The sequence below is a fragment of the Actinophytocola sp. genome (assembly GCF_036002505.1).
Lineage (GTDB): Bacteria > Actinomycetota > Actinomycetes > Mycobacteriales > Pseudonocardiaceae > DASYTH01.
In genome coordinates, this window is the sequence record NZ_DASYTH010000096.1 from 58,714 (window position 1) to 67,200 (window position 8,487).

8 protein-coding genes and 1 pseudogene are annotated in these 8,487 nt (G+C 71.9%); 4 read left to right on the top strand and 5 right to left on the bottom strand.

Translation table 11 applies throughout. The annotated features are described in order from the left end of the window. Positions 1–17 precede the first annotated feature (17 nt). From VGR06_RS07775 to VGR06_RS43825, 5 genes and pseudogenes are all read right to left on the bottom strand, one after another. Complete coding sequence (locus VGR06_RS07775) at positions 18–1,262, bottom strand: ABC transporter substrate-binding protein (protein ID WP_327558287.1); 1,245 nt, start codon at positions 1,260–1,262, stop codon at positions 18–20. Further along, the gene (locus tag VGR06_RS07780) at positions 1,204–2,313 is read right to left on the bottom strand and encodes a branched-chain amino acid ABC transporter permease (protein WP_327558288.1); all 1,110 of its coding nucleotides are present in this window, start codon (positions 2,311–2,313) and stop codon (positions 1,204–1,206) included. Before VGR06_RS07780 ends, VGR06_RS07775 begins: the two co-directional genes overlap by 59 nt. After that, positions 2,306–3,199 (bottom strand): branched-chain amino acid ABC transporter permease, encoded by an 894-nt coding sequence (locus tag VGR06_RS07785; RefSeq protein WP_327558289.1) that lies wholly within the window; start codon positions 3,197–3,199, stop codon positions 2,306–2,308. The genes VGR06_RS07780 and VGR06_RS07785 overlap by 8 nt, the downstream gene beginning before the upstream one ends. Before the next feature lie 157 nt (positions 3,200–3,356). Further along, the gene (locus VGR06_RS43820; protein WP_414637188.1) at positions 3,357–4,151 is read right to left on the bottom strand and encodes an ABC transporter ATP-binding protein; all 795 of its coding nucleotides are present in this window, start codon (positions 4,149–4,151) and stop codon (positions 3,357–3,359) included. Positions 4,152–4,178: 27 nt separating this feature from the next. After that, a pseudogene (locus VGR06_RS43825) lies at positions 4,179–4,892 on the bottom strand (ABC transporter ATP-binding protein); the annotation flags it as partial. Positions 4,893–5,069: 177 nt separating this feature from the next. Here VGR06_RS43825 and VGR06_RS07795 point away from each other — a divergent pair. The 4 genes from VGR06_RS07795 to VGR06_RS07810 all read left to right on the top strand — a co-directional run bounded on the left by VGR06_RS07795 (position 5,070) and on the right by VGR06_RS07810 (position 8,460). Continuing rightward, positions 5,070–5,942 carry a PaaX family transcriptional regulator C-terminal domain-containing protein gene (locus tag VGR06_RS07795; protein ID WP_327558291.1) on the top strand — a complete coding sequence of 291 codons (873 nt, stop codon included), beginning with the start codon at positions 5,070–5,072 and terminating at the stop codon, positions 5,940–5,942. Positions 5,943–6,145: 203 nt separating this feature from the next. Beyond that, positions 6,146–6,361, top strand: coding sequence for a hypothetical protein (locus tag VGR06_RS07800; protein WP_327558292.1), 216 nt, complete (start codon positions 6,146–6,148; stop codon positions 6,359–6,361). A gap of 3 nt (positions 6,362–6,364) precedes the next feature. After that, positions 6,365–7,282 (top strand): hypothetical protein, encoded by a 918-nt coding sequence (locus VGR06_RS07805; RefSeq protein WP_327558293.1) that lies wholly within the window; start codon positions 6,365–6,367, stop codon positions 7,280–7,282. A 56-nt stretch (positions 7,283–7,338) separates the two neighbouring features. Beyond that, the gene (locus tag VGR06_RS07810; protein ID WP_327558294.1) at positions 7,339–8,460 is read left to right on the top strand and encodes an FAD-dependent oxidoreductase; all 1,122 of its coding nucleotides are present in this window, start codon (positions 7,339–7,341) and stop codon (positions 8,458–8,460) included. The last annotated feature ends 27 nt before the right edge of the window (positions 8,461–8,487 follow it).

The window sequence follows — 8,487 nt, forward strand, 5'->3', positions numbered from 1 at the left end:
CCCTTCTCGCGGCTCGGTCATGCCTTGGGCTGGTAGGACTTCGCGGCGTCCGCCTCGACCGCGCCGCCGACCGCTTTCAGTCCACCCGGGACGGTGGAGTCGGCCTTGGCGAGGTACACCGCGCGGGTCGGGGGCTGGTCGGGGTTGGTGTAGTCCAGCGGGCCGGCGACCAGGCCGCCGGTGTCCAGCCCGGAGATCTGGTGGGCCGCGGTGAGCAGGCCGGCGCGGGTGAGGTCCTTGTTGTCGCAGGCTTTCTGCAGCACCGCGCGGGTGACCTGGGCCTGGGTGTAGCCGAACACCGAGCCGACCTGGGTGGGCACCGCGTCCGGGTAGGCCTTGGTGAACGCCTCCTGCGCCGCCTTCGCCCCCGGGCTGTCCAGCGCGGCCGGGGCCATGCTGGACACCACGTACAGGTTCTCCTTCAGCGCCGGACCGGCCGGAGTGGACAGCAGCTGCGGGGTGAAACCCGGACCGTTGGCCACGATCGGCACGTTCAGGCCGACGGACTTGGCCACGCCGGCGACGGAGGCGGTCTGGGTCGGGCCGGCGGAGACCAGGATCGCGGTCACGCCGGCGTTGCGGAACGCGGCGACCTGCGCGGACAGATCGGTGTCCGACGCCTTGATCTTCTGCTCGACGATCGTCAACCCCTTCTGCCCGGCCAGGTACTTGCTGCCGCGCAGGGCGTTCTCACCGAAGTCGCCCTCGAAGTAGACGTGGCCGATCTTGTCGCCGGGCTTGATCCCCTTCTCCCGCATCAGGAAGTCCAGGCCGGTGATCGCCTCGATGTCGTAGGTGGTGCCGACCAGCTGGAAGTGCGGATCACCGAGCACCGAGCCGCTCCAGCCGGCGAACCCGACGAACACGTTGTCCTGGTTGATGGCCGGCTTCAGCGCGGTGATCACCGGCGAGCCGAGCACGGTCTGCAGCGCGAGCGCGTCGGCGGAGACCTCGCGGTAGAGCGCGACGGCCTTCTGCGGGTCGTAGCCGTGGTCCTTCACGGTGACCTCGACCTTGCGGCCGCACACCCCGCCCTTCTCGTTCTCCAGCTTCCAGTACAGCTGGGTGCCCTGCACCAGGCTCTTGCCCAGCGGCGCGAACACCGCGGTCAGGTCGACCAGGCTGGCCAGCCTGATGGTGGTGTCGGTGACCCCGGGGCCGGTCCTGACACCCCCGGAGCTCTGGCCGCCGGAGGTGGCCTTGCTACATGCGGTCAGCATCAGGCACAGCGCTACCACCGATGCCAGTAGTCGTCGGTTCATGAGATGCGCTCCTTGGACGGGAGATACGACGGAGGAGTTGAGCCAGTCCGCCGGGCGCGAACAGCAGGACCGCGATCACGGCCGTGCCGTAGAGCAGCCGGGCGGCTTCCGCGGCGCCGACGCCGGCCTCGCCCGGTTGGGCCAGGAACGGCAACGCGTCGCTGTAATGGTTGAGCACCAACGGAAGCGCGGTGACGAACAGCGCGCCGGCCACCGCGCCGCCGAGCGCGCCCAACCCACCGAGAATGATCATCGCGAGGAAGTCGATGGACAGCAGGAACCCGAAGCTGTCCGGCACGATCCGGCCGAACGCCACCGCCAGCAGCACCCCGGCCAGCCCGGCGTAGGCGCTGGACACGGTGAACGCGGCCGCCTTGTAACGCCGGACATCGACCCCCAGCACCGCGGCGGCGATCTCGCTGTCCCGCAGCCCGACCAGCGCCCGCCCCGGCCGGCCGCGCAGCAGGTTTCGCGCGTACCACCAGGACACCGCGACGAGCAGCAGCCCGAGGTACCACAGCCGCTCCAACGCTCCGAACGGGACGTTGAACACGACGAGCTCGGGATCCGTCGCGGTGAACGAGAATCCGAACAGGCGGAACGGTGCGGCGTCGCGGCCGTTGAAGCCGCCGGTCAGCGCGGTGGCGTTGGTCAGGATGTGCTGGCCGAGGAACACCAGCCCGAGCGAGGCCAGTCCCAAGTAGATTCCGCGCAGCCGCCCGGCGATCGGGCTGAACAGCGCCCCGGCGAGCCCGGCGAGTGCCACGGCGCCGAGCGCGGCCAGTGCCGGCGGCCACCCCGCGCCCCGCACCGGGCCCGCGCCGGTGCCGGCCAGGAACGCGTAGCCGTAGGCGCCGACCGCGACGAAGAACGCGTGCCCCAGCGAAAGCTGCCCGGCCACCCCGACCAGCAGGGTCAGGCCGAGCGCGCCGATCGCCGCGGCCATCGCGAACAGCCCGGTCTGCAACCAGAAACCGCTCAGCTCCAACGGCGCCGCCAGCGCCAGCAACCCGGCGAGAGCGGCCAGGGGCAGGCGGATCCGGTCAGACACGGCTGATCTCCTTGCCGCCGAACAACCCCGCCGGCCGCACCAACAGGACCAGCAGCATCACCAGGTACGGCGCCACACTCCCGAACCCGCGGCCGAGGAACGCCAGCTCGTCCTGGTAGCCGGCGGCGAACGTGGTGGTCAGGCCCACCGCGAGCCCACCGGCCAGCGCCCCGGTCGTCGAGTCCAGCCCGCCGAGCACCGCGGCCGGCACCGCCGCGCCCAGCGCCGCCTGCCCCACGCTGCCGCTGATCCCCGGCGACGGGAACGCGGTGAAGAACAGGCCCGCGATCGCGGCCAGCACCCCGGCCAGCACCCACGCGCTCGCCGCGACCCGGCCCAGCCGGATGCCCATCAGCGACGCGGTCATCGGCCGCTCCGCCGAGGCCCGCAACGCCACCCCCCAGTCGGAGAACTTCAGCACCGCAAGGAACCCGGCGACCAGGACCACCGCCACCACCGCGGCCGCGATCCGGGTCTGCGGCACGGAGATCCCGCCGAACGACACGACGTCGGCGCGCCACGGGTCGCCGGTGGTGAGCAGGTCCGCGCCGATCCGCCGGGTCAGCTCGGTGGAAAGCACGATGTCGATGCCCAGGGTCAGGATCGCCAGCGCCCCCGGGTCGGCCAGCCGAACCCGCCGCAGCAGCACCACCCCGATCAGCACCGCGACCGCCGCGGTCACCGCCACCGCGAGCAGCACGGCCCCGGCGAACCCGAGGCTCTCGTGGGCCCGGCCGACCACATAGGCGCCGAGCAGCAGCAGCGAACCGTAGGCGAAGTTGACCACCCGCGTCGCCTTGAACACGACCACGAACCCGAGCGCGATCAACGCGTCGATGCACCCCAACGACAGCCCGCTGGCCAGCAGCGTCACGAACTGGTTCATGGCATCACCTCGCAAGCTCGGTGATGCTGAACCCCGCCCCCTCGTTCCTCGGGGCCGGGGCAGTGCATACAGGTCGCTCCGCAAGCTCCGCCAAGCCTGCGTCTCCTCGTTCCTCGGAGACGCAGGAGTATCAATTGGTTCGCTCCGCAAGCTCCGCTCATGGCGCGCCGCCCAGGTAGGCACGGATGACCTCCGGGTCGCGCTGCACCTGCTCCGGTGTGCCGCAGGCGATCCGCTTGCCGAAGTCGAGCACCGTGACCGTGTCCGCCAGCCCCATCACGAACGTCATGTCGTGCTCCACCAACAGGATCGAGATGCCGAGCTCGGCCCGGACCCGGGCGATGACCGCGGTCAGCCGGGCCGACTCGTCGGCATTCATCCCGGCCACCGGCTCGTCGAGCAGCAGCAGCGTCGGCTCCGCGCACAACGCCCGCGCCAGCTCCACCCGTTTCCGGTCGCCATAGGGCAATGCGGCCACCGGCCGGTCCAGCACCTCGGCCAGCTCGAGCAGCCCGGCGATCTCCCGTACCCGACTGTCCTGTTCGGACTGTTCCCGCCGGGCCCGAGGGATGCGCAGGCCGGCGCCGAGAAACCCGGCCCGGGTCAGCCGGTGCCGGCCGAGCAGCAGGTTGTCCGCCACGGTCGCGGTGGGGGACAGGGCGAGGTTCTGGAACGTTCGGCCGACCCCGAGCGCCGCGATCCGATGTGGACGCAGGCCGGTCAGCTCCACCCCGGCGTACCGGACGCTGCCCGCGGCCGCCCGGTACACCCCGGTCAGCACGTTCAGGCAGGTGGACTTCCCGGCGCCGTTGGGCCCGATCAACGCGTGCACCGACCCCGGCTCGACCGACAGCGACACCTCCGACAGCGCGGCCACTCCGCCGAACCGCACGCTCAGCCCATCCACCACGAGCTCCCGGTCCGCGGCCGGGGCTGCGGCGGGCGCGGGCACCGCGGGTGCCGTGGCAGGCGCGCCCACGCCCAGGTACCGGTGGCGCACCTCCTCGGTCGCCGCCAACTCCGCGGCCGGCCCGTGCAGGGTGACCCGGCCGACCTCCAGCACGTAGGCCACATCGGCCAGATCCAGTGCCAGCGCGGCGTTCTGCTCCACCAGCACCACCGCGGTGCCCTGCCGGTGGATCTCGGCGAGCACCTCGCCGATCCGTGCCACCATCCGCGGCGCCAGCCCCAGCGACGGCTCGTCCAGCAGCAGTACCCGCGGCGCCGCCATCAGCGCCCGCCCGATCGCCAGCATCTGCTGCTCCCCGCCGGAGAGCAGCCCGGCCCGCTGCTGACGAAGCCCGGCCAGCACCGGAAAGAGCTCGTACACCCGGTGCCGGGCCGGCCCACGTGCCCGCCGCGCGGTGGCCAACGCGCCGGCCCGCAGATTCTCCTCCACGGTCAGCTCGCCGAAGACCTGCCGGCCCTCCGGCACCTGCACCACCCCGGCCCGCACGATCGCCGCCGGATCCGCCCGGTCCAGCCGCCGGCCGTCGAGCTCGACCGAGCCCCGCCCGATCGCGCCGCCCACCGCCGGCAACGTCCCCGAGATCGCCCGCAGCAACGTGCTCTTGCCCGCGCCGTTGCCGCCCAGCACGGCCACCACGCCGCCCGGCGGAACCTCGAGCGACACCCCGCGCAGCGCGCGCACCGCCCGGGCGTAGGACACGTCCAGATCCCGCACGCGCAACAGCGGCCCACCGGCGTCGCGGTCCGTCCGCAGCGTGGACGCGGCCGGTGTCGCCGAAGCGGATGACACGGGCCTCACCTCGATCATCAGCGGTCGACGGGCACGCACATCATGCGACACAGCTATAGTCTCTCGTCAAGCTAAAGAGGAATACAAACCCCAAGGTGGCACCATAACGAGATGCTCGAGTCACCGCTCGACCTCGACGAGACGCGACCCCCGGCTCGCCGTCCCGGCCCGGTTCGCGGCCCCAGCGCCCGCGCCTACCTGCTGATCGTCCTCGGCGACTACGCCCTCGACCGGGGCGGGTCGGCCTGGACCCAGACCGTCGTCGACGCCCTCGCGATGGTCGGCTTCGAGGAGAAAGCCACCCGCCAGGCCCTCACCCGCACCGCCGCCGCCGGCCTGCTCACCCCGCACCGCGCCGGCCGCCGCACCCGCTGGCAGATCACCCGCACCGGCCACGAGTACCTGACCGCCGCCAAGCACCGGTTGTTCGCCCCGGGCCCCGAGCCCGACTGGGACGGCGGCTGGCTCATCCTGCTCACCAACGTTCCCGAGCACCACCGCAACCTGCGCCATCAACTGCGCACCGCGCTCGGCTGGGCCGGCTTCGGCTCGCTCGGCCCCGGCGTCTGGATCAGCCCGCACCCCACCCACGCCACCGAGGCCCGCCAGGTCCTGGACTCCCTCGGCGAACCCGTCCACGGCACCCTGCTGCACGCCCGCCTCGACGACCCCGACGAACGCCACCAACTCGTCACCCGTGCCTGGGACATCCCCCAACTCGACCAGCGGTACCAGGAGTTCGTCGACCGGTTCACCACCATCCGCCCCCACGCACCGGGCGAAGCGCTCGCCCACCTCGCCCACCTCGTCTACCAGTGGCGCCGGCTTCTCCTCGCCGACCCCGGCCTGCCGCCCACCCTGCTTCCCCCCAACTGGAGCGGGGAGCGCGCCCGCCACCTCCTGCTCGACCGGCACGCCACCTGGCTCCAGCAGGCCACCACCTGGTGGCAGGCCCAGCAAATCGGCAACGCCGCCGGCCCCTGAGCCACCCGAGTTCGACGCCCGGGCAACTGAGTTCGACATTCAGGAAAGTGAGTTCGACGCTCAGGCAAATGAGTTCGACGCTCGGGACTCGGTGGCCCGGTCGAATGGATGTCGCGATGCGATTCCTCGCCCCGCCCGCGGCGCTCCGGGTGCGACAGATCCCGCTCGGCAACCGGGCTTGCGTGGTGTGAAAAGGTTGGGGCGTGCGCGGCGAGATGCGTGAGGTGTTGGAGCGCTGGCTCGGTGCGGACGCGCGGGTGGTGGACGCGTTGTCCGATGAGGAGTTGGGGGAGTTGCACGCCGCGTTGGTGGCCGCCAGGAAAAGGCAGGCCGCGGCGTTGGCGGCGGCCTCGGCGGAGGCGTTGCGGCAGATGCCGGCGCCGTTGCGGGCGCGCTTCGGCGAGATCGTGGGGTTCTGATCAATGGGGCGCGACTTAGCCACGCAGGCGGAGTTGGTCAAATTGGCCCGGGCGCTGGACACCACACCGGACGAGGTGTCCTTCGCCGGATCGCTGGACCACCGCGACATCCGCCGGCTGCGTGAGCGCGTGGTGGACGCGTTGTACGAGGAACATCGGGCCACCTTCGGGCGGATCGCCATGATCACCCGATTGTTGCCCACGCCGCTGAACGTGCGGATCACACTGCGCGCGTTTCCGCCGTTGCTGGCCGCGCGAATTGCCGGTGAGATGGCTCCGGACCGGGCGGCCGAGTTGGTCAATCGGATGCCGATCGAGTATCTGGCCGACGGCTGCCTTCATCTGGAACCGCGCCGGGCCGCGCCGCTGATCAGCCACATCCACCCGGACCGCGTGGTGGCCGTGGTCCAGGAACTCGTCGCCCGTGGCGAGTACGTCACGATCGGCCACCTGCTCGACGCCGCCACCGAACGGATCGTCCGCGACGTCGCCGCGGTGATCTCCGACGAGGCCCTGCTGCGGATCGGCTGCTACGCGGAGTCCGACACCCAGCTGACCACGGCGGTCGCCGCACTGCCGCCGGAGCGGCTGCGCGGCATCGTGGCCAGCGCCGTCGGCGGCCCACCAGAGCTCCGCTCGGCCGGGCTGGCACTGATCGCCCGGCTGGCCGACGACGAGCTACGCGCCCGGCTGGCCGAGTACGCCGCCGAGTCCGACGACGAGGCCTTGACCAGGCTCCTGCACACGGCCATCGACGACGGCGCCGTCCCCGAACTCCTGACCTTGTTCGCCGCGCTCGGCGAGCACACCCAGCGCCGCGTGCTCACCCTCCCCGCACTCACCGACCCCGACGTCCGCACCCAATTGACCAAGGCCGTCACCGCCCACCCCCTGGAAAGCAACGTCACGTTCATGCCGTAGACGGCAAGGAACGTCACGTTCACTCCCTCGAATGACCGCATGCCAGACTGGTCGGCATGGCCCCGCGCGTGGTCGTCATCGGTGCCGGGGTCTACGGCGCGGCGGTGGCCGCGTCGCTGGTTCGGCGGGGTGCCCAGGTCAGCGTCGTGGACGCGGGGGCGCCGGCGGGTGGCACCTCCGGTGCGACGTTGGCGTGGGTCAACTCGTGCGGTAAACAGCCGCGGCACTACCACGATCTCAATGTCGCGGGCATGGCGGCGCATCGGAAGCTGGCGGCCGAAGTGCCGCATGGCCGTTGGTACCACGAGAGCGGCAATCTGGAGTGGGCCGGCGACGAGGCCGCGGAGGAGGGGCTGCGCCGGAAGGTCGCGGGCGTTCTCGGCTATGGCTACGAGGCACGGTGGTTGACCCGGGCGGAGGCGTTACGCCTCGAGCCCGACATGGATCCGGTTCGGCTGCCCGCGGACGGGATCGCCTACTTTCCGAGGGAGGGCTGGCTCGAGCCGACCCGGTTGGTCGGTTACCTCTTGTCCGGTGTCGTCTCCCGCGGGGGCGAACTGGTGCGGGACGACGCGGTCATCGGCCTGGAGGTGGCTGCCGGCCTGGTGCGCACGGTTCGGCTCGCTTCGGGGCGGCGGCTCGCCGCGGACGCGGTGGTGAACTGCGCCGGACCGCGGGCCGCCGGCATCGCCGAACTCGCCGGGCTCGTGCTGCCGATGCGCAACACCTTCGGCGTGCTCGTCTACACCTCGCCGGTAGCGGTCTGGGCGTCCCACGTCGTGCACGCCCCGCACGTCCACCTGCGCCCGGACGGCGGGGGACGGCTGCTGCTGCACACCGGCACGACCGACGGCGCGGCACACGTGTCCGGCACGGGAGAGACCAGCGTCGACCAGTCGGCTGTCGACCTGGTGCTCGAGGCCGCCCGCACCCTCTACCCGGGAATCCGGGCCGCCACCGTGGAAAGCGTCCGGGTCGGTGAACGCGCGATACCTGCCGACGGTCTTCCGGTCCTGGGCCGGACGCTCGAGTTGCCCAACTTCCACTTCGCTGTCTCGCACAGCGGCGCGACCCTCTGCCTGCATGCCGGTGCCCTGGTCGCCGCCGAGGTGCTCGGCGACGACCACACCACCGTCCTTGCCCCGTACCGTTTTGAGCGACTCCAGCTGGTGCGGTGAATGCGTCCTTCCTCACGACCAGTGCGA

Bases quoted from the DNA above. Each gene is read 5' to 3' on its own strand.
- VGR06_RS07775 (WP_327558287.1), bottom strand. From the start codon at position 1,262: ATGAACCGACGACTACTGGCATCGGTGGTAGCGCTGTGCCTGATGCTG.
- VGR06_RS07785 (WP_327558289.1), bottom strand. From the start codon at position 3,199: ATGAACCAGTTCGTGACGCTGCTGGCCAGCGGGCTGTCGTTGGGGTGC.
- VGR06_RS07795 (WP_327558291.1), top strand. From the start codon at position 5,070: ATGCTCGAGTCACCGCTCGACCTCGACGAGACGCGACCCCCGGCTCGC.
- VGR06_RS07805 (WP_327558293.1), top strand. From the start codon at position 6,365: ATGGGGCGCGACTTAGCCACGCAGGCGGAGTTGGTCAAATTGGCCCGG.
- VGR06_RS07810 (WP_327558294.1), top strand. From the start codon at position 7,339: ATGGCCCCGCGCGTGGTCGTCATCGGTGCCGGGGTCTACGGCGCGGCG.